Source organism: Vibrio sp. IB15 (assembly GCF_016406055.1).
In the GTDB taxonomy this organism is placed as follows: Bacteria; Pseudomonadota; Gammaproteobacteria; order Enterobacterales; family Vibrionaceae; genus Vibrio; species Vibrio chagasii.
Genome location: NZ_JAEFCE010000005.1, coordinates 92715 through 112636, shown reverse-complemented (window position 1 = coordinate 112636; position 19922 = coordinate 92715). Strand labels below are relative to the sequence as shown.

At 43.9% G+C, this 19922-nt stretch carries 18 protein-coding genes and 1 pseudogene; 9 read left to right on the top strand and 10 right to left on the bottom strand.

Annotated elements, in window-relative coordinates:
• Window positions 1-120: 120 nt before the first annotated feature.
• Window positions 121-357, top strand: coding sequence for a YdcH family protein (locus JC606_RS03375; RefSeq protein ID WP_004740376.1), 237 nt, complete (start codon window positions 121-123; stop codon window positions 355-357).
• 181 nt (window positions 358-538) lie between these two features.
• Here JC606_RS03375 and glpD read toward each other — a convergent pair whose 3' ends face one another.
• The 5 genes from glpD to JC606_RS03350 all read right to left on the bottom strand — a co-directional run bounded on the left by glpD (window position 539) and on the right by JC606_RS03350 (window position 6757).
• A complete protein-coding gene (gene glpD / locus JC606_RS03370) occupies window positions 539-2098 on the bottom strand; it encodes a glycerol-3-phosphate dehydrogenase (protein ID WP_137406168.1) in 1560 nt (519 codons plus the stop codon).
• A gap of 288 nt (window positions 2099-2386) precedes the next feature.
• On the bottom strand, window positions 2387-3181 hold the full coding sequence (locus tag JC606_RS03365) for a DeoR/GlpR family transcriptional regulator (protein ID WP_137406169.1): 795 nt from the start codon (window positions 3179-3181) through the stop codon (window positions 2387-2389).
• Window positions 3182-3441: 260 nt separating this feature from the next.
• Entirely contained in the window at window positions 3442-4962 is a 1521-nt protein-coding gene (gene glpK / locus JC606_RS03360; RefSeq protein ID WP_198777989.1) for a glycerol kinase GlpK, read from the bottom strand.
• A gap of 58 nt (window positions 4963-5020) precedes the next feature.
• Window positions 5021-5875 (bottom strand): MIP/aquaporin family protein, encoded by an 855-nt coding sequence (locus tag JC606_RS03355; protein ID WP_008215950.1) that lies wholly within the window; start codon window positions 5873-5875, stop codon window positions 5021-5023.
• A gap of 450 nt (window positions 5876-6325) precedes the next feature.
• Window positions 6326-6757 (bottom strand): PACE efflux transporter, encoded by a 432-nt coding sequence (locus tag JC606_RS03350; protein ID WP_137406172.1) that lies wholly within the window; start codon window positions 6755-6757, stop codon window positions 6326-6328.
• 111 nt (window positions 6758-6868) lie between these two features.
• Between JC606_RS03350 and JC606_RS03345 the strand changes: the two genes are divergently transcribed.
• A complete protein-coding gene (locus tag JC606_RS03345) occupies window positions 6869-7756 on the top strand; it encodes a LysR family transcriptional regulator (RefSeq protein ID WP_102478793.1) in 888 nt (295 codons plus the stop codon).
• A gap of 93 nt (window positions 7757-7849) precedes the next feature.
• Here the strand turns inward: JC606_RS03345 and arsB are convergent, their stop codons facing one another.
• Both arsB and JC606_RS03335 read right to left on the bottom strand, forming a co-directional pair.
• A complete protein-coding gene (gene arsB / locus JC606_RS03340; protein WP_128162758.1) occupies window positions 7850-8905 on the bottom strand; it encodes an ACR3 family arsenite efflux transporter in 1056 nt (351 codons plus the stop codon).
• A gap of 106 nt (window positions 8906-9011) precedes the next feature.
• Complete coding sequence (locus tag JC606_RS03335) at window positions 9012-9347, bottom strand: ArsR/SmtB family transcription factor (protein ID WP_198777988.1); 336 nt, start codon at window positions 9345-9347, stop codon at window positions 9012-9014.
• Between the two features lie 315 nt (window positions 9348-9662).
• Here JC606_RS03335 and JC606_RS03330 point away from each other — a divergent pair, with 315 nt between their 5' ends.
• The gene (locus JC606_RS03330) at window positions 9663-10460 is read left to right on the top strand and encodes a Cof-type HAD-IIB family hydrolase (RefSeq protein WP_137406177.1); all 798 of its coding nucleotides are present in this window, start codon (window positions 9663-9665) and stop codon (window positions 10458-10460) included.
• Window positions 10461-10551: 91 nt separating this feature from the next.
• On the opposite strand, the gene JC606_RS03325 is transcribed toward JC606_RS03330, so the two are convergent.
• A complete protein-coding gene (locus JC606_RS03325; RefSeq protein ID WP_198777987.1) occupies window positions 10552-11751 on the bottom strand; it encodes an MFS transporter in 1200 nt (399 codons plus the stop codon).
• A gap of 193 nt (window positions 11752-11944) precedes the next feature.
• Here JC606_RS03325 and JC606_RS03320 point away from each other — a divergent pair, with 193 nt between their 5' ends.
• Together JC606_RS03320 and JC606_RS03315 are read left to right on the top strand one after the other, a co-directional pair.
• A complete protein-coding gene (locus JC606_RS03320; protein WP_102424900.1) occupies window positions 11945-12592 on the top strand; it encodes a DsbA family oxidoreductase in 648 nt (215 codons plus the stop codon).
• 34 nt (window positions 12593-12626) lie between these two features.
• A pseudogene (locus JC606_RS03315) lies at window positions 12627-13835 on the top strand (winged helix-turn-helix domain-containing protein).
• A gap of 63 nt (window positions 13836-13898) precedes the next feature.
• Here the strand turns inward: JC606_RS03315 and JC606_RS03310 are convergent.
• Complete coding sequence (locus tag JC606_RS03310; protein ID WP_198777986.1) at window positions 13899-14837, bottom strand: LysR family transcriptional regulator; 939 nt, start codon at window positions 14835-14837, stop codon at window positions 13899-13901.
• Between the two features lie 106 nt (window positions 14838-14943).
• Between JC606_RS03310 and JC606_RS03305 the strand changes: the two genes are divergently transcribed.
• From JC606_RS03305 to JC606_RS03290, 4 genes are all read left to right on the top strand, one after another.
• On the top strand, window positions 14944-15246 hold the full coding sequence (locus JC606_RS03305; RefSeq protein WP_198777995.1) for a putative quinol monooxygenase: 303 nt from the start codon (window positions 14944-14946) through the stop codon (window positions 15244-15246).
• Between the two features lie 2 nt (window positions 15247-15248).
• Complete coding sequence (locus JC606_RS03300) at window positions 15249-16223, top strand: Gfo/Idh/MocA family protein (protein ID WP_198777985.1); 975 nt, start codon at window positions 15249-15251, stop codon at window positions 16221-16223.
• Between the two features lie 198 nt (window positions 16224-16421).
• Window positions 16422-16760: a Fis family transcriptional regulator gene (locus tag JC606_RS03295; RefSeq protein WP_137406183.1), complete on the top strand. Its 339-nt coding sequence runs from the start codon at window positions 16422-16424 to the stop codon at window positions 16758-16760.
• Window positions 16761-17140: 380 nt separating this feature from the next.
• Window positions 17141-19372: a hypothetical protein gene (locus JC606_RS03290; RefSeq protein WP_198777984.1), complete on the top strand. Its 2232-nt coding sequence runs from the start codon at window positions 17141-17143 to the stop codon at window positions 19370-19372.
• Window positions 19373-19444: 72 nt separating this feature from the next.
• On the opposite strand, the gene JC606_RS03285 is transcribed toward JC606_RS03290, so the two are convergent.
• Entirely contained in the window at window positions 19445-19906 is a 462-nt protein-coding gene (locus JC606_RS03285) for a hypothetical protein (RefSeq protein ID WP_137406185.1), read from the bottom strand.
• Between the last annotated feature and the right edge of the window lie 16 nt (window positions 19907-19922).

Here is a 19922-nt window from a genome sequence, read left to right as displayed (position 1 = left end):
TGAGTCTAAATTGTCTATATTCTATGCTGTGTACTGGATCTCATTTGTTATTTGAGTCCCTTGCTAAGCTTAATAATTAACATGTAATACCAATCACTTTAATCAACTGAAGAGGTTTCTATGCTAGGTGAAAATCACTCTCTTGTTCACGAATTTCCTGAAATGAAAGACAAAATTGCTGAGCTTGCTAAAACTGATGATGGCTTTGCAACAGACATGAAGACATACGACAACCTTGATAAAGAGATTCGTAAACTTGAGCTGAAAGATTCACCCATTGATGATGGCTCAATGCACCAACTTAAGCACGACCGTTCTGTGCTGAAAGATGCGTTATATGCTCGCTTGAACAGTTAATGGACGACAGCTTTTAGATATCGACAATAAAAACTCTTTCGGGAGTTTTTTTGTTTGTAAGAGATGGCGCTTGCTTAAGTAATTGGGTGTGGTTTGATTACCTAGTAATAAAAAAGCTTAGCGCGGGGGACGCTAAGCTTGGTTATTAATCAGGTTTTTGGACTGTGCTTGTTGGCAGGTATTAGCCTACCTGAGAAAAGCTTACCACTTTACGTTGTAACTTCTCTTTTAAGTAGTCAGACAATGCTTGTTGCTCAGATTCGCTCATGTACAAGCCAAGCTTGGTTCTGCGCCATAAGATGTCTTCTTCTGTCATTGCCATCTCTTGGTTGATCAAGTAATCAATCTCAGCTTGGTAAACACCGTGTGCTTCGCTTGAGAACTGAATACCAAGATCCGATTCACACGTAGCGCCTTCAAGTAGATGCCATGTGTAAGTACCAAATTGGGTCACGTAACGAAGCAGCAGTGCTTCTGATGCCCAAGGGTATTTCGTGTGCATCATTGTGGCAAGCTGTTCGCGGCTGCAGCTGAAGTTACCACCCGGTAGCGTGTCGTTAGCTGTCCAAGGTGCCCCCATATGTTTCAGGTAAGGTTCTAGCTTGTTTACAGCTGCTTCACCAAGCTTACGATAAGTGGTTAGTTTGCCACCGAAAATAGAAAGCAGTGGCGCTTGGTCAAACTCAGCATCTAATTCTAATGTGTAGTCACGGGTTATTGCTTGTGGTGAGTCAGATTCATCATCGCAAAGCGGTCTCACGCCACTGAAATTCCACACTACATCGTCACGCTCTAGTTGCTTAACAAAATGCTGGTTTACAATATCAATTAAGTAATCAACTTCTACATCGTCGATAGCTACTTCGCGGGGATCGCCTTTGTATTCAAGATCGGTTGTACCGATGAGTGAGAACTTATCTAAGTAAGGGATCATGAACACGATGCGGTTATCTTTATTTTGTAGAATGTATGATTGTGGTTCGTCATGAACACGCGGGACCACAATGTGTGAGCCTTTGATTAGGCGAATATTCCGCGGTGATGTTTGCTCCAAACCATCATCAAAGAACTGTTTCACCCAAGGGCCAGCTGCGTTGACCAACGCTTTCGCTTTGCGCTCAAAACGTTGGTTTGTCATCACATCAAGAATAGTTACATGCCAAATGTCGCCTTCACGGTGTGCTTTTTCGACTCGGCAGTAGTTGCGTACTTCTGCGTTGTTTTCTTTCGCTGCCAACACGTTCAGTAATACCATACGCGCATCATCTACCCAGCAGTCTGAGTATTCGAAACCTGTTTTCATTTCTGGTTTCAGCAAACCTGATTGAGCCAAGTTCACCGTTTTACTTCCAGGAAGAGTCGTACGTTTGCCCAAGTTGTCGTAAAGGAACAAGCCACAGCGAATCATCCAAGCTGGACGTAAAAATGGACGGTGCGGTAAACGGAAACGCATTGGTTGTGCAACATGAGGTGCTTTTCTCAGCAACACTTCACGTTCTGCGAGTGCTTCTGAAACTAAACGAAACTCGTAATGTTCAAGGTAACGTAAGCCACCGTGGATTAGCTTTGAACTTGCAGAAGACGTCGCAGAGGCGAAATCATTTGCTTCGTATAAACCAACGTTTAGACCACGACCAGCAGCATCTGCCGCGATACCCGCACCATTGATGCCGCCGCCAATAACGATTAAGTCTAGAGTTGAAGATGTACTATTGTTTGAATTAGTTTGTTGAGCACTCATGGTTTTGACCTCTTTCTGAGCGAACGAGCATTTTAGAACATAGTTTAATCCTATATTAACTTTCGTTTTCGGTCATTTGTTATTTTCGTTTATGCGCGTTTTATGTGATTTGCACATAAAAAAACCTTCGCTTATGACAGCGAAGGTTCCAAATAACTCTGATTCGAGCATAGAAGTGATACTGTTCATGTTCAAGTACGACTTTCTAAGTAACAAAAGAGCCCATTATCGACAGGGTGATCTATCAACAGTGGACTCTTCTAATGAACATGATTTCTGAGCGTTTTTTTATTCGCCCGAGGCTAGTGGTTGAGAAGCAGTCTCGATCACTTCTAGTGGGACCGATGAATCCTTGAGGATGTTCAGGATCTCTTCTGGTGGTTGTTTATTCGTGAATACCATGTGTGCTTGAGAGATGTTACCCAGCTTCACCATTGCGTTACGACCAAACTTACTGTGGTCGACCGCCAAGAAGATGCTGCGGCTGTTTTCGATGATGGCTTGCTTCACTCGAACTTCATGGTAGTCAAAATCGAGTAGTGAGCCGTCAAAGTCGATACCGCTGATCCCTAGAATGCCGAAGTCGAGGCGGAACTGTTTCACGAAATCGAGTGTTGCTTCACCCACGATACCACCATCACGGTTTCTTACTTCACCACCTGCCAAGATAACCTTTATCTCTGGGTTTGGTAGCAGGATACTGGCAACGTTGATGTTGTTAGTCACGACTCTGAGTTGTTTGTGGTTTTTGTTCAGCGCGCGTGCCACGGATTCTGGTGTGGTGCCGATATCAACGAACAAGGTTGCACCATCTGGAATGTGTTTTACCAGCTCGTCGGCAATCACATCTTTTTCATTGAAGTTAAGCGCTTTACGCGTGTTGTAAGAGGTGTTTTCTGAGCTAAGAGGAATAGTAGCACCACCATGATAGCGACGGATTTTATTGCTATCAGCCAGCTCATTGAGATCTCGTCTGATGGTTTGTGGGCTAACATCGAACTTCTCTACGAGCTCTTCGGTGCTCACATATCCTTGTGTTTTTACCAGGTCTACAATCTGCTGGTGTCTTGGAATTTGCTTCACTTAACTTACCACTCCCTGCGCGCTGCAATACTTTAGCGCACCTAATTCTAAATATTACCTCGCGCTATTGTGCTCGAATTGATACTCAGAGAGAAGTAATGATGGTAAGGAATTATGTCTAAACCGCAAAAACGTTGATCAAAACATGAAAAAAAGGCCCCAAACGCAAAAAAGAGCACAAAATAGTGCTCTTTTTAGTTTCGTTTACTGAGTAACGAACAATTCAATCGAAAAGAGAGTGATTATTCGAACGCTCGATTTTACTCTTCGTCGTCATCGTGCAGTTCAGACCAAACTTGTGCACACTTGATAGCACGTTTCCAACCTTTGTAACGGCGGTTACGTTTCTCTTCATCGTGGTGTGGCAAGAAAGTACGGTCTAGTACTGCTTTGTCTTGAAGCTCATCGATGCTGTCCCAGAAACCAACCGCTAGACCAGCAAGGTACGCTGCACCTAGAGCCGTTACTTCAGTCACTTCAGGACGGTGAACTTCTGTATCTAGCACGTCTGATTGGAATTGCATTAGGAAGTTGTTCGCTACAGCGCCGCCATCAACACGTAGGTTTGCTAGCTTGATGCCAGAGTCCGCTTGCATCGCATCCAGTACGTCACGAGTTTGGTAAGCAATGCCTTCCAGTGTTGCACGGATGATGTGGTTAGAGTTAACGCCACGAGTTAGGCCAACAATCGTACCACGAGCGTAAGCATCCCAGTATGGTGCCCCTAGACCAGTAAATGCAGGAACTACGTAAACACCGTTTGACGTATCAACTTTAGTTGCGAAGTACTCAGAGTCTTCTGCGCCAGCCAGTAGCTTCATTTCATCACGTAGCCATTGGATAGATGCGCCACCCATGAATACTGCACCTTCAAGTGCGTAAGCTGGTTCGCCTTTAGGGCCACACGCTAATGTTGTTAATAGACCGTTCTTCGATGTTACTTTCTCTTGGCCTGTGTTCATCAGTAGGAAACAGCCCGTGCCGTACGTGTTTTTCGCTTGGCCAGCTTCAACACACATTTGACCGTAAAGCGCTGCTTGTTGGTCACCCGCAATACCAGCGATTGGAATACGAGTACCGCCTTTACCACCAAGGTTCGTTTGGCCGTAAACTTCAGAAGAGCGTTTCACTTCAGGCATCATTGATGCTGGGATACCCATCTCGTCTAGTAGCTTGCTGTCCCAGCATAGGTCGTTAATGTTAAACAACATAGTACGTGATGCGTTAGTGTAATCCGTAACGTGTACACGGCCTTGAGTCATCTTCCAAACCAACCAAGTATCAACTGTACCGAACAGTAACTTACCTGCTTCAGCGTCTTCGCGAGCACCTTCAACGTTGTCTAGAATCCATTTTACTTTTGTACCTGAGAAATACGGGTCAAGGACTAAACCTGTATTGTCACGCACGTAGTCTTCTAGGCCACGTTCTTTAAGTTCTTCACAAATTTCTGCAGTACGACGACATTGCCATACGATGGCGTTGTATACCGGCTTGCCTGTCTCTTTGTTCCAAACGATGGTGGTTTCACGTTGGTTAGTGATACCGATACCCGCTAGCTCGTCACTGCGAATGCCTGCTTTAGCTAGAGCTTCAACCAATGTAGAGCTTTGAGTCGCCCAGATTTCCATTGGATCATGCTCAACCCAGCCAGCCTTTGGATAAATTTGAGTAAATTCTCGTTGAGAAGAGCTTACGATGTTTGCATCTTGATCGAGGATTACAGCGCGAGAGCTTGTAGTGCCTTGGTCTAGGGCAACAATGTATTTTTGCTCGGTCATGGTAAGAATCCTTTTTGTTCCGTTATTTATATTTTAGTAAATGTAAGGTCGCTTGGGGTTAAGCTTGAGCTTGTTCAGCTTCTTCTTCTGTTTCACATTGGTTTGGAATTGTGCAGCCATGGCCTTCCACTGGTAGGTGAGCACCGATAACACGTGGGTACAACCAACCACCAAAACACGCACCAGCAATAGGAGCAAGAATTGGAACGATGAAGTAAGGAATATCACGAGCACCGGTTAATGCAAAATCCCAACCTGCAAAGTAAGCGAAAAGTTTTGGTCCGAAGTCACGTGCTGGGTTCATAGCAAAGCCAGTTAGTGGACCTAGAGAGCCACCAATTACCGCAATAAGGATACCGATCAGTAGAGGGTTCATTGCGCCACGTGATGCGCCATTGTTCTCGTCGCCCAGTGCCAGAATGGCAAACATCAATACAGCAGTAATCACGAATTCCACAGCAAAAGCGCCGAAGAAAGAGAGTGAAGCATGTGGGTAAGTCGAGAAGATACCAGCAGTTGATAGTGCGTCTTGGCTGCTACGAACAAAGTTATGAGCAATTTCGTAATCGGTGAACAAGTTGCTGTATAGGCTGTAAACCAAAGCTGCAGAGCAGAAGGCACCAAGTAATTGAGAGATGATGTAAGGCACAACTTTCGCCTTATCAAATCCATGGAACATGGCTAACGCAATAGTTACTGCAGGGTTTATGTGTGCGCCAGAAACGCCAGCTGTACAGTAAATTGCGATTGATACGCCGAAGCCCCAGATGATACTAACTTCCCATTGTCCGAATGTTGCACCTGTTAATACCAGTGCAGCCACACAGCCAACGCCAAAGAAGATGAGCAGACCAGTACCGATAAATTCGGCGAGGCATTGCCCAAATAAAGAAGGTTGTTTGTTTGTTGTCATGTTCGAGTCCTTGTTATTTTTGCTTATCTAGCACGCGTATTGTGCATAAATTTGCGAACTCGAAAATAAACGAGCATTAAAAGTGAGCGTTTGAGCATAAAATTGTTAATTAAACTGGCTTGAAATGTTAAACCGAACACTTTTGCTCGAAAAAGAAGCTTGTATGGACGCTATTGCGCGAATGTATGTCCTGTGAGGTCGCTAAAAGTACCTGTATGTAAGCAGATGCACAACTGGTACGAGGAGTTGATGGCTGGATTTGTGATGCTGATTCGCGAGTGGTGGTTTATTAAACTTGGATCTTGTGGACCTATCCTAGTTCTCAAATGTTGGAAAAGCTTTAACAAACAATGATGTACTTAAGCTATGACAAAAAATGCCAGATCCATACTGAATCTGGCAATTCGTTTTGTTTATCACTCAGTGATGATATTTGAGCGAATTGGTGACTTAGTTGAGAGCGCTAACTTTTCCTTGTGTAACAAGGTAGTCTCTTACTGAATCGTACGCCCAGTTAAATCCGATAGCGTAGAGTACAAAGAAAATGACTAGGCCAATGTCCATAATCAATACGGTCAGAAAATCGAGCTTTAACACCCATATCAAAACTGGCAGCGTTACAGTCATTAAACCAAGTTCAAATCCCAATCCGTGTAAAACTCGTGTTTTCTTGGTTCGTTTTGTTCTGTCTGCCCCGAAGATTTTGTCGTAGCCGTAGTTGTAGACGTAGTTCCAAGCCATTGCTATTAGCGACATCGCAAGTGCTAACCCCGCCATTTCCCCAGCTCCATGACCAGTAATGTAGGTTGCTAGCCCTGCCATCATGATCAGTGCGAACACTTCAAATAGCACCATATGTAGAATTCGTTCTTTGTGTGACATGTACTTTCTCTTTCTGTTGAATCTATATTTGCTGTTTGAAAGGTATGTTATCTTTAATTGTGATTATAGAAAGATAGTAACTATCACCAATGGTGATGATAGGTTGGTGGCATGTATAACATTGAACAGCTTAAAATGTTCGTTTACGCAGTAGAGCTGGGTTCTTTCTCAGCAAGTGCTCGTCATTTGGGTAAGGTGCAATCGGCGGTCAGCCAAGGCATCAGCAATCTTGAAATAGATTTCAATGTAGAGTTATTTGATCGTTCGACTCGCAAACCTTCGCTAACGAAAGAAGGGGAGCAACTGTTTAAACAAGTGAAAGCAATCGTCCTTCAGGTTGAAGATCTTAATGCTTCCGTTAGTGCGATAGGAACTGGCGAAGAAGGGCTTATTAAAATCGCATTAGACGATTCCTTGTTGGTCCCCAACCTATCCAGAATCCTAAGTGAATTCAGCCAACATTTCCCTGCTACTGAGGTTGAGTTGATCGCTTGTACCACAACAGAAGTGAATCCTTTCGTCGTTGAAGAGAAGGCAGACCTTGGTTTGATGTTCACCAACTTGGCTTTTGATGTCGGTTCTGAACCTTGCTTTATTGGGCACTTACCGTTTGTTGCTGTTTGTCACCCAAGCCACAAGCTAGCCAAAACGGGTGTAGCGAAGTTGTCGGATTTACTGCCTCATCGTCAGCTCATGCTGAGGGGGGATAAAGGTAAGATGATGGATCAGTTTCCACTTATAGCGGGCAAGGTATGGTGGTCGAACAGCTTTATCGTCATCAAGGAAATGATCCTTGGTAGTGATGTCGGCTGGGCGTACTTACCCAAACACCTTGTGGAAGAAGAGTTGAGTAAACAGCGCTTAGTTGAGGTGAACGTCTCATTTGACCACAAAACGTGGTCGCCTCCGGTTGATTTGGTTTTATCGAAAACACGCTCGAAAGGACCTGCTTTGCTTTGGCTTGAACAAGCATTGAAAGGCCTATTAGACGAAACATAAGCTGGATGAGACTTAAATTGGATTAATCTGGATAGAGAAAAGGTTCACAAATTACTTTGTGAGCCTTTCTGTTTTAAGCGATACGCGATTTTTCTAGTTCGCAGATTTCACTGTGAGACCGTTGTAGTACTTGTCTTTCATCTTAAGTGCAACGTTCACTAGGTAAATCAGCACAGGTACTTCAATCAGTGGTCCAATAACGCCTGCAAACGCTTGGTCTGAGTTGATACCGAATACAGAGATTGCTACGGCAATCGCTAACTCAAAGTTGTTACCAGTCGCAGTGAAGGCAATTGATGCGTTCTTGTCGTATTCAATGCCCATCTTCTTACCAATGAAGAAACTGATGAAGAACATAGCAGTGAAGTAGATTGTCAGTGGAACAGCAATCAACAACACGTCCATTGGCAACTCAACAATCATCTCGCCTTTTAGGCTGAACATCAGAACGATAGTTGCTAGCAGTGCAATAAGTGTCATTGGGGAAATACGCGGAATGAACACCTCGGTGTACCACTGCTCACCTTTCATCGACACAAGGATCTTACGGCTTAGGAAGCCTGCTAGGAATGGGATACCTAGGTAGATAAGTACGCTGTGTGCAATATCGATCATTGAGATATCAACCAGCATACCTTCGTAACCGAATACAGGAGGAAGAACGCTGATGAACAACCACGCCATAAAGCTGTAGCTAACCACTTGGAACGCACTGTTTAGAGCAACCAAGGCTGCCCCGTATTCTTTGTTACCGCCGCCGATGTCGTTCCAAACTAGAACCATTGCCACACAACGAGCAAGACCAATTAGAATCACGCCGACCATGTAACCAGGGTGATCACCTAAGAAAGTCAGTGCCAATACGAACATGAGGATTGGGCCAACAAACCAGTTCATGATCAAAGAGAGCTTGATGGCTTTCTTATCTTTTACCACGGTGCCTAGCAGGTTGTAGTTAACCTTAGCCAGAGGTGGGTACATCATTAAGATAAGTCCAATCGCAAGTGGAATGTTGGTGGTGCCAACAGACATTGAATCGTTCCACTGTTCGATCTGTGGGAATAGGGTACCCAGCAGCACGCCAAGGCCCATGGCGATGAAGATCCATAGTGTTAAGTAGCGATCTAGAAAACCTAACTTTGGTTTCATGGTAATCTCTCTTTGTTAGTATCGTAAATCGTCGAAAAACGATTGAGTATAAAAAAACACGCTTAAAAGTAAAGGCTATCAAAGCCAATCATTCAAGCGTGAACTTCTATTTTAAAATGCTGTTAAATACCGATTCGAAGCGTTGAATATTGTCGCGGTCGATGCGGTAACACATCTTTGGCGGAATAGACTCAGCGGTAATGAAGCCTGAGTTTTTTAATATTCTTAAGTGTTCTGACACTGTTGATTGAGCTAAACCTAATTCACTCACCAGATCACTGTTTAAGCAGCCGCCTGACTTTTCTAGTGCAGACAAGATGCTAAGTATGCGAATTCGAGCTGGATGCGCGAGTGCTTTTGCTAACGCTGCCATTTCTTTTTCTGCATTACTTGGCGGAAGAGGTAAAGAACAGCTTTCTGTTGCTTGGCATGTTGCAGTCATACTTAGGTGGCTCACTTAATGCTAATCGTTAAAAGACGATTAATAATAAGCCTATTTCTTTTAGCGGTCAATGTGAATTTTAAAAGTCGCCTTAAATTGGCCTGCTCAGCTTGTTGTTTTGATGACGCTTGATATCCGATTAGTTATCTATTTGAAATCTCATTAGGCATAAACAAGATCTTAGATTTAGGCAAATAAACCGACCGAAAAGAATTGCACTTACTTGCTACTCTAACGATATAATCGAACGCAGAACCGTTACCCAAGATAACGAAAAATCATAATTTACAATTTTATTTATAGGTAAGCTCTGAAATGCCACAACAGAACATCAAATTTATCGCTGCTGATATGGACGGCACTCTGCTTAATGAACACGGAAAATTAGACCCAGAATTTTTTAACCTCTATGAGCGATTAGAAGCTCAAGACATTATCTTTGCTGCTGCGTCGGGTCGTCAGTACTACAGTTTAATGGAAACTTTTGATCCTATTAAAGATCGCATGATGTTTGTTGCTGAAAACGGCACATTAGTGATGCACAAAGGTGAAGAACTCTACAGCTGCTTGCTAGATACAGATGCAATCAAAGATATCATCAAAGAAGCGCGTGCTATCGAAGGCGCTCATGTTGTGTTGTGTGGTAAGAAGTCGGCATACATCGAAACCAAAGACGAGCGTGCTCTAGAGGAAATCTCTAAGTACTACCATCGCCGTGAGCAGGTAGAAGATCTGTTGGCGGTTGAAGATGAGTTTATCAAGGTGGCTATTTGCCACTTTGACGGCTCACAAGAGAAAGTAAACCCAAGCATCGACGCTAAGTTTGGTGAAAATTACCAAGTGGTTGTAAGCGCAAAAATTTGGTTGGATGTGATGAATGCTGAGGCTTCAAAAGGGGCAGCAATTAAGCATCTCCAGAACACATTAGGTTTTACTTACGAACAGACCATGAGCTTTGGCGACTACCTAAATGATTACGAGATGCTTAAAGAAAGTTACCACTCATATGCTATGGAAAACGCACATCCAAAACTAAAAGAGATAGCTCGTTTTGGTGCGCCAAGTAATGTTGATGCAGGCGTATTCCAAGTATTGGAGAAGCTTCTCGCGTAACGTTTGAAATCCTTTTTAGATTTTTATCAAAGCCGACTCACTAACATGAGTCGGCTTTTTTATTGGTAATCTCGAATTTTGATAATTCGCTTTAACATTGATTCGCTAAGGTACACTCCGGCTTAATTTGTCTGCCAAGTTTACCCATCCAAAATGTAGCAGCCAGAACCACGGTCCCAGCAATGGTAAAACCATAAATAATCGCATCGGCTTGCGCCAATACGGCAATCAACACATAACTTAAGCTCTGGGTTAATGTAGCGAATAGCGCTAGCCCTCCATCTACTCTTCCTCTTTGTTTTATTGCTACCGCATGGTGCATCCAATTGGTTCGGGCAATTCTATTGAGTGCGTTGAATGCACCGAAAATGAAAGTAAGAACAATAAGATATGCAGGATTCTCTGCTTGGCTCATCAACAATAAAGAGACTCCGATGATGTACATCGCTATTTGGATGATTGTTTTGTGAGATGCAGACTTCAGAATCAGTGGTAAAGATATCCCAATAATCATTGCCCCCATGCCGAGAGAGATATTGTAAAGTGCAAGCCAGTCTCCGGTGATATTCAGTTCTGAAAACCAAATCGGAATTAAACGGCTCAAAAAGGTCACCATCGGATATGAGAGACAAGAAACAATCAGGAAACCATAGAATTGAGGCGATTGAGAGAACACATCTTTAATTTCGACCAATTGCTGTTTGAATGGTGTATTTACACTCTCCGTGATTTGTCTTCTGTAAGGTGTCACCAAGTAACTTATTGCTGAAATGCTCGAGGCAATACCTGCAAAAATCGCAAATTCAATAATGCTCCACTGCTCGAGTAAGACAACACCAAGAGCGCCTGCACCCAAAGTTGTCGACTGCAAAATAATCTCTTGGTGACTCGAAATTTTGGCATATTCATGGTGGTCGTAATTCTCTTGCGTAAAGGCATTGTTGGTGTGCCAGGCAAGGCTACTAGAAACCCAAAAAATGAGTTGAGCGGCACCCAGAACGACAATAGAACCGAAGCCAAACCAGTAAATTGCAGCGACAATAAATGCGGTTGAAGCCTGGATTACCTGCGCGATGATCAAAATATTTTTACGAGAATGGCGGTCGATCAACGCTGAAAAATAGGGTGTAGCAAGAAAGGTAGTGATCGTACAGACCAGAGCCGTGAGCGCAACAAAAGTGCCCATATTGGGCGTTGCTAGCATTAGCCACGGAAGTGCCAACATAAATAGCCCTGAGCTAATGCCATCAAAGAAGCGTCCGGTAAGGTAGGGTGGTGTTTTTCTTTTCATATCTCTGTCTCATCGTCTCCGTTTTGTATCACTCTACAACTTAAAGTTAACTTTAAGTCAAAGGTTAATTGAGAGAAATTTGATAGCGAATATGTCGATATTTGAACGAGTGTTCATATTGTTGTGGTCTTAATGGCAACACGGATATCCACCTTGTATTGGATCTGCCTTATTAACGATATTTGGAATGACGATGAGTAAGAAACTTCAACTCGATATTATTTCTGACGTAATGTGCCCATGGTGCGTCGTCGGTTACAAAAACCTAGAGCAGGCTGTTTCAGAGCTAGCTTTAGAACAACAGATTGAACTTGAATGGCAGCCATTTGAGTTGAATCCAGATATGCCGCAAGAGGGTGAAAACCTGCGTGAGCATATCATGAGAAAATACGGTTCTAGTGCAGAAGAAAGTCAGCGCTCACGTGAGCAACTGGCAGCTCGCGGCAAAGCGGTAGGGTTCGATTTCAATTTTTATGACAGCATGAGAATGGTGAATTCACGCCACTTACATGCGCTGCTTGATTTTGCTCTAGCGCACGGAAAACAGACAGAGTTGAAGCTACGCTTCTTCACAGCGCATTTTTCAGAGCAAAAAGATCTGTCAGATCTGGATGTTATTGCGCAAGAGCTTGAAGCGGTTGGCTTAGATGCAACGAAGGCACTGAAACGCTTAAAGAACACCGACAACTTAAAGCAAATAGAAGCGCAAGAGTTCGAATGGCAACGCATGGGTATCTCTGCGGTTCCTACTGTGGTTTTCAACCGCAAGAGTGCAGTAACTGGCGCGCAGACGGTCGAAACGTACAAGCAGATCCTTCAAGAGCTTATTGCTGAATCATAAGCTGGTCATTGCTATCAATTAAAGTTTGGAGTTCATGGAATCACTTTCACTCGCACAAGCGAAAAAAATTGTACTGCTATCGCAAAAGCTACCGCCTAAAAAGCTGCCACCCAAAAAGAAACGTAATGGGGGCGCTTTGGCGAGCACGCTGTCTGCGATTGAAAACCTTGGCTATGTGCAAATTGATACGATCTCTGTGATTCAAAGAGCCCACCATCATACGCTGTGGAATCGTAATCCAGATTACCAACTTAGCCATCTTGATAAGTTGTTAGAGCGTCGTGAGGTACTTGAGTATTGGTCGCATGCTGCTGCGTATTTACCCATGCGAGATTACCGTTTCAGTTTGCATCGAAAAAATGCGTTCGCAAGCGGTAAGCTGAAGCATTGGTATAAAAAAGACGAGGCACTCATGGCTCATGTTCTCAAACGTATTGAGAACGAAGGGCCATTAATGGCGAAAGACTTTGAAGGCGATAGACCAAACCCCGGCGGATGGGGCGGTAAACCTGCCAAACAGGCCCTAGAAACTTTGTTTATGCAAGGTGACTGAATGGTGCCAAGCCGAGTGAACTTTCATAAGGTGTATGACCTAACCGAGCGAGTTGTGCCGAGTGGCATTGATACCTCTGAACCCACAGAACAAGAGTACATTGAGCACCTGATTATTCGTTATTTAGAAGCGAACGGTGTGGGCATCGCATCGGAGATGAGCTATCTCCTTAAGAACACCAAGCCACTGATACAGAAGACACTCCAACAGATGCTTGAAGACAAGCGAATAGTGAAAGTGGATGTTCAAGGTGCTGGTTACTACGTGTTGCCTAATGCGTTTGAGCTACTGAATCAGCCACTATCACGAACCAAGTTAAAGGTACTTTCTCAGTTCGATAATCTGTTGATTCAACGTAAGCGAATGCAATCACTGTTTAACTTTGACTACCTTCTCGAGTGCTATGTTCCTGAAGCCAAGCGCCAGTTTGGTTATTTCAGTTTGCCGATTCTATGGCAAGGAGAGCTGGTGGCGCGAATGGATTGCAAGGTCGACAGAAAGAGCCGTTTACTCAATATTCGTAACTTGGTTGTGGAAGATAGAATCAAAAACCATGAGTCGTTGATTCATGCCTTATCTGATGAGCTTAAACACTTCATGGTGTTCAACCAATGTGATGAGATGGTCGTTCACAATACTACGCCTTCTGGCCTTGGCAGTTACTTGATGAGTCATTGGCAAACGCTTTAACCTTCATCGTTGGTTCAAAGCCATTAGTAACGCAGCCCACCTTAGTTACTTAAATCACTCTAGTTATTTAGAAAGCTCGGCTAACAAGAACTCGACAAAGGTTCTGTTTTTCAAAGACAGTTGCTTGGTTTTGTAGAGCAAGTGAATCGGCTTAGGCAAAGGTGCCATACCGGGTAGGATCTCCAGTAAAGCACCACGTTCAATCTCTTCTGCGACTAAGATAGTTGGCTGTAACAACACACCTACGCCTTGTAGGGCGGCATATCGCAACACATCTCCATTGTTCGACATCAAACGCACTTGGCCTTTATTCCCCGAGCTATGCGCCGCTTGGTGGTTCTTAGGGGCTAGGAGTTGCGGCTCACTGTTTTGGGTATTGCGTAGTTGGGGTTCGCGACCATTCACATCACGACGGCTGCTGTAACTAAATCCAAGCGATGGGTGCTGTGCGAGATCTTCTAATACACGAATCTCTGCATGTTGGTTTAGGTATTCAGGCGCTGCGCAGTAACACATCTCGTAATCACCTAAATATCTGGCGACTAAACTGGAGTCAGACAGGTCACCGATTCGCACAATCAAATCAATATCGGAGGAATAAGGATCAACAAGATCGTTGTTCAGCACGAGCTCGACATTAATCGTCGGATTATTGGCAAGGAACTTCGCCACTATCGGGGCAAGCACCTTGTTCCCATAGGTGACTGGGCAGTTTATTTTGACCGTGCCTTGAGGCTGGTTTTCTAAGGTTTGAATTAGATTTTCAGCATTACTGATGTCTTCCAGAATTCGTTTACATTCTCGATAGTAGAGCTGCCCTGAATCGGTTAAAGACTGCTTACGCGTAGTGCGATGAATCAGCTGAGAGTTGAGGCTCGATTCAAGGTGATGGATATGTTTACTGATCATGGTCGCCGACAGATTGAAGTGGTTGGCGGCACTACGAAAGCTGCCTTGCTCCACCACGTAAACGAAGACTTTCATGCTAGTTAACTTATCCATTAAACACTCTTGGTTTATAAATAATAAACAAAAGGTGAGTTTATCAATTATTAGGGGTTAATTATATTAATGGCAAACCAATAGTTGATTAAAATAAGAGCGTGAAATTCCTCAAATAAACGAAACTATCTTTGTTACTGCCGAACTCAAGATTAAAACCAACATTGAACATGATGCTGCGGTTGAAGCCATCGAACAGTTTTGCCTAGATATGCAGAGCGAACCGGGCTGTCTACAAGCGATTGCAACCTATCACCAAAACCAAAGCGACCGAGTGATCTTGCTTGAGCAATACGCTAACCGTGAGGCCATTAACCAGCACTTTGGGATGCCTCACACGCAAGCGTTTATCGAGCGTGATATAACAGAATTAGTACAAGCCTTTGAAACTCATAAGAAGGAGATCTAAGCATGAAATGGGGAGTTCTAGGAACTAGCTTTATCTCAGGCGTTATGGCAGACGCCATTAAGGGCGATGCTCAAAGCGAGCTTTATGCCGTTGCAGGGCGCACAGAGAAAACACTCAATGAGTTTGCTGAGCAATACCAACCAACACGAACCTTCAATAGCTATGAAGCACTGATTGAAGATGAGTCGGTCGACATTATCTACATCGCACTACCTAACCATGTTCACCACGAATACGTAATTAAAGCCGCTCAAAAAGGCAAAGCGATTCTGTGTGAAAAGTCGTTGTCGGTTGATATGGAAAAAACCGAACAAGCTCTGCAAGCGGTGAAAGAAGCGGGCGTATTCTTCGCAGAAGGTTTGATGTACTTAAATCACCCATTGATCGCCAAGCTTCATCAAGAACTGGCAACTGGTGAAATTGGTGAAGTACGCTCAATTCAAGGCTCATACGTTGCGGCGATTGACCAGTTTGTGAACCCTGCGAGTAAGGGCGCGTTATATAACCTTGGCTGTTACCCTATGTCGCTGCTCCACTCTGTCGCACAACACCAGTTTGGTGAAAGTGTGTTTGATGACGTGCAGATCTCAGCAATTGGCCGATGTGGTCAAGATGGCAATATCTGCGAGTCGTCAGCGATGATGCGCTTCAATGACCAGTTCACTGCGCAAATCCATACTGCAGAAGACCACGGCTTAAAGCATGGTTTTACGATTTTAGGCAGCAAAGGCTGTATCACTCTCGACACTAACCCATGGTTACCGACCGAAGACAACACATTTACGGTTGAGATATACGAAACGTCGAAACGCGAAGTGAAAGTCGAAGCGCAAGGTGACGGCTTCCATTATCAAGTGCGTAATATCCGCCAAGCGGTTGAGCAAGGCGACACACAACTTGCAGCGCCAATGGCCACTCATCAAGACTCTCGCGTAATCATGAAGTTATTGACTGATTGGGAACAAGCGGCGAGCTAATACCTTAACTAAATCCTGTGCAAACCCTATGTTTGATGCCTCGCACGCTATCAAGCATGGGGTATTTTTCTAATCCTTCTAGCCATTAATTCCTAATAAATACTTTGCATTTGAAACACTCACAGTGTCCAATATCGGTTAAGACTACATTGACCAAAAAACCTTATATTTTAGGGTGTTAAATAGGGACCTTGCTTTATGCGTAAATCAGACAAGAAGATCGAAAATCGAATTAGAGACGTGCTAACTGACGTGTGTGAAGATACGTTGAAAGGCTACAATGGTTTTCTTTGGGTGACTCATACGGTCAATTTTTCTTCCTTTCCACAAAGCTTAAAAATCGTTTGTGTGTTCGATAGCAATCAAGATAGAACGAATTTCTTAGAGGTTGGTGGTCAACAGCAGGTGGCTTCCGTTATTCAAAGTGCATTCAATCAGGTTGGGATTAAGCTGAAGAGCATTGATAAGCACCTAAGCTTCGATACACAAGAAAATTGCGACCGTGACCACCAAGGTAAGTGGAATTTGAGGCTGTAATTCTCCCCCCTGAAACATCTTGGTATTTGAGCAAGGGTACCGGATTTTGGTGGTGTTGCTTCGGAAACACCATAATCTCTTTCTATCCCCCAATTCTCATTTTGAGAATAAATGCCCTTCAATTTTCACTATCTGTGAAAGTTACCTTACGAGAAAAATTAAGATTATAAGTTTTTAGTTTTCCTTGTAACGCGCTGAGTTTGAATATCTATTTATATGGACTGCTGGCAGGTAACTGGCTTTCAGGCGGAGCACCCTTGATCAATACTTATATCTAACCAATACTTTTTCTTATTTTGATTCCTAAATTGACACGTAAGTTGGCTGACTTTTCGTCTCGTTATATGAGTTACGACAGTATCGATTAGGAAGTTTTGATAATGAAAACCTACATTCTCTGGGTACTAGCACTCATTTCATCATACTTGGTTGCTAGTCACTCGTTTGCCGTTGGTACAGCGGTAGTAATACCTGGGCAACATGAGCCCGGCACTGCTCTCGACGGTTCCCCTTTATCTGCGGATGATGTTATTGATTGGGAGATCGCCAACAGCGACATTGTATTCGGCGCTTATTCAGACATTACTGACAACCAACACGCTATAACCATTGGCTATATGTATAACCAAGCAATGGCGGTGAATTCGGGTTGGTTGGAAAACGATCTTCGCAATCAAGCCGAGTTGGATGGCATTAACTTCGAAGACTATTTCCTTCACTTTTCCGAAGATACAGTTATCGCCGAAGTTGACAAAACGCACGGTGAAAACACACTGTTAAATCGAAAACCCGTAATTGTTGGGTATACAGCCAGTGAGGATCACGCGGGATTTTGGCTTTACCAACAACCACCTTGGGATGCAGATGTATTTGAGAATTTCGAAAGCGGTGGGGCGCTTTATATCTACCATGCGGAGCCGTTTGATCGTTTAACCTTCAAGTTTTCTCAGTTCGCTACGGGTGGAGAGTTTTGGATTGAATACCCGGCTGCCGTTGATTCTCATGGGATGGTGTCTCAGTGGGAGAGGCTTGAGAGTAAGAAAGACAGAACTCTCAACATGACCAAAAACCAGTCTGTGATTTGGAACCCACCAAGTGATTGGATGAGAGCGGCGACACATGATGGCAGTGGCGCAAGCTATGGTGGTGGGCAGTATTTTGGTTCAACTTTTGTAAGAGATGGCGGACGCTTTTATGTTGTTAGAGTTCGTTGGCAGGGGGATAACCCACAAGACCGCCCGCGTTTAAAAGATGTGAAGCTAAAAAACAGTTTTCCGACGGTGAAACTGAATGATGCAACCACAGTCACGCCAGACGGAAGTGCTATCAGCCAATGGCGTAAAATCCGTGGTTTTGATGTTGCTGCAGACCTCAATGGTGATAACTACTTGTCACAAAGCGAGTACCGTAATCGCACAAATAAAAACGCCACCGCTCGCTTTCGTTGGGAATCGATAGTCATTCCATTTGGTCGAATGTGGAGTGCTGATTCCTCTTGGGCGCTAACGAATATGGCTAATTTGGACTACCTGTCGGCAATACATGGCTATTACCAACAAAGTTGGGGTGAACAAGGCCTGAATGGTGCTTACAACGATGATACCAATAAGTTGATCGGCGCTAATCAATTCTTTGTTTACTCAGGTGGGCATGTTCAGGAGCTTGGTGCTGTCGCTGGCTCAAGTGAAGCGGATGAGCTCTATAAACTGCAATTTTCAGAGTTCCTGAAAAACCTATCATTGCTGGATAGTGCTTCGTTGATTGGATTGAATATAGGAACGGCAAATTTGCTAGGAAGAAACGGTCAGTCTCACTTGCGCGAAGCCGGATCACTATATCTCAGAGAGCACTATATCTTCCCTTCTACCGGCTTTAGCGGTTACTCAGGAATATCAAAACACTGGGATAACTCTGCACTCGCTTATGCTGAGCAAGGCTTTATTTTTCAGGCAACTACGCGCTACGGACGTGTTCATCACTACGGGAATAGTGAGCAAAACTGGAAGCAAGATCAGTACTCCGCTTTAACGATTTACCATCTGAGTTGCCACCCTCACTATAGCTATTTTAACCAATGGAATAATGGTTATGTTTATGGGAGCGGCAATACCACATCAGATAACTTTTGGCGGAGTGGTATACCTAAGAATTTGGCGTATCAGCCAAGCTCGCTTTTGGCTGTTGAGCTAGGTGAGCCTGCGAACCACATTCCACAAGGCTTTGACGCCATCCCTTTTATGCTCTCGACAAATACGCCTGTGCCCGCCGATTACACCATAGTCGGTTATGCATCGATGAACGAGATGGTGCACCAAGACTTACCTGATGGTATGACGCATGTATTGCCGACGTTTACCTATTTTATTTACCAATCTGAAGAGCAAGTGGTTGCTGGTGGACCAGAAGATATGGTGTTAGCGAGAGAGTTTGATCATGGGCGAGTGCTGTATCGCACCGATTTCCACGGCAAGAGCGCAAGCTTTTATGAGACAGAGAAACTGACGATTACATTGGATGTTCCGATGAAGCCAGTCGATGCAGATGGCAACATTGGTGAATATGTTAATCAGATAGAAATTGGCGGGTATGAAGGGGTGTTTCTACTTTACTAGCCTGAAACTTGAGGTGCTTTAAGTTGTTTGTCGGGCTTCTATTTTGGAAGCCCGCTCTTTGCCAACATTGAATTAGGCTCTTGAAATCAGCTTGTTGTTTTTACACTGTTTGAACTCTTTAGCGATCCATGGCTTTTCATTCAAGCCATTGTCAATTAGGGCGAATAGGTAACCATCAACCTTGCTTGAAGCCGCTGGGTATTCTTGAAATACGTGCTTAGGGTAACCGGGATACTCGGCCTCATATTCACTGTCCAGTTGCTTGCCCTGTTCTCGCCATTTAACGAATAGCTCTGAAGAAGAGGTTGGGTTCTTGTATTGACCTAGAATCCGTTGGTGATGAACCAATGCTACTTTAGCGCAGTGATTAGTTTGAACGACTTTCTGTATTAACTCAGCTTGTGTTTCGCTCATTGTCTTCGCGAGTGCGTTTTCTTGTTCGATGCGCGCTATTCGCTCACCAAAGGTTTCAGCGTGTGCAGAAAAGACAACAGAAATGGGTAAAACTAATGCTAAAAGGCGCTTGCAGAACATAACCTAACTCATTTAA

Bases quoted from the DNA above. Each gene is read 5' to 3' on its own strand.
- JC606_RS03320 (WP_102424900.1), top strand. From the start codon at position 11,945: ATGAGTAAGAAACTTCAACTCGATATTATTTCTGACGTAATGTGCCCA.
- JC606_RS03330 (WP_137406177.1), top strand. From the start codon at position 9,663: ATGCCACAACAGAACATCAAATTTATCGCTGCTGATATGGACGGCACT.
- glpD (WP_137406168.1), bottom strand. From the start codon at position 2,098: ATGAGTGCTCAACAAACTAATTCAAACAATAGTACATCTTCAACTCTA.
- JC606_RS03335 (WP_198777988.1), bottom strand. From the start codon at position 9,347: ATGACTGCAACATGCCAAGCAACAGAAAGCTGTTCTTTACCTCTTCCG.
- JC606_RS03355 (WP_008215950.1), bottom strand. From the start codon at position 5,875: ATGACAACAAACAAACAACCTTCTTTATTTGGGCAATGCCTCGCCGAA.
- JC606_RS03325 (WP_198777987.1), bottom strand. From the start codon at position 11,751: ATGAAAAGAAAAACACCACCCTACCTTACCGGACGCTTCTTTGATGGC.
- JC606_RS03300 (WP_198777985.1), top strand. From the start codon at position 15,249: ATGAAATGGGGAGTTCTAGGAACTAGCTTTATCTCAGGCGTTATGGCA.
- arsB (WP_128162758.1), bottom strand. From the start codon at position 8,905: ATGAAACCAAAGTTAGGTTTTCTAGATCGCTACTTAACACTATGGATC.
- JC606_RS03295 (WP_137406183.1), top strand. From the start codon at position 16,422: ATGCGTAAATCAGACAAGAAGATCGAAAATCGAATTAGAGACGTGCTA.
- JC606_RS03285 (WP_137406185.1), bottom strand. From the start codon at position 19,906: ATGTTCTGCAAGCGCCTTTTAGCATTAGTTTTACCCATTTCTGTTGTC.
- JC606_RS03345 (WP_102478793.1), top strand. From the start codon at position 6,869: ATGTATAACATTGAACAGCTTAAAATGTTCGTTTACGCAGTAGAGCTG.
- JC606_RS03290 (WP_198777984.1), top strand. From the start codon at position 17,141: ATGAAAACCTACATTCTCTGGGTACTAGCACTCATTTCATCATACTTG.
- JC606_RS03350 (WP_137406172.1), bottom strand. From the start codon at position 6,757: ATGTCACACAAAGAACGAATTCTACATATGGTGCTATTTGAAGTGTTC.
- JC606_RS03310 (WP_198777986.1), bottom strand. From the start codon at position 14,837: ATGGATAAGTTAACTAGCATGAAAGTCTTCGTTTACGTGGTGGAGCAA.
- glpK (WP_198777989.1), bottom strand. From the start codon at position 4,962: ATGACCGAGCAAAAATACATTGTTGCCCTAGACCAAGGCACTACAAGC.
- JC606_RS03375 (WP_004740376.1), top strand. From the start codon at position 121: ATGCTAGGTGAAAATCACTCTCTTGTTCACGAATTTCCTGAAATGAAA.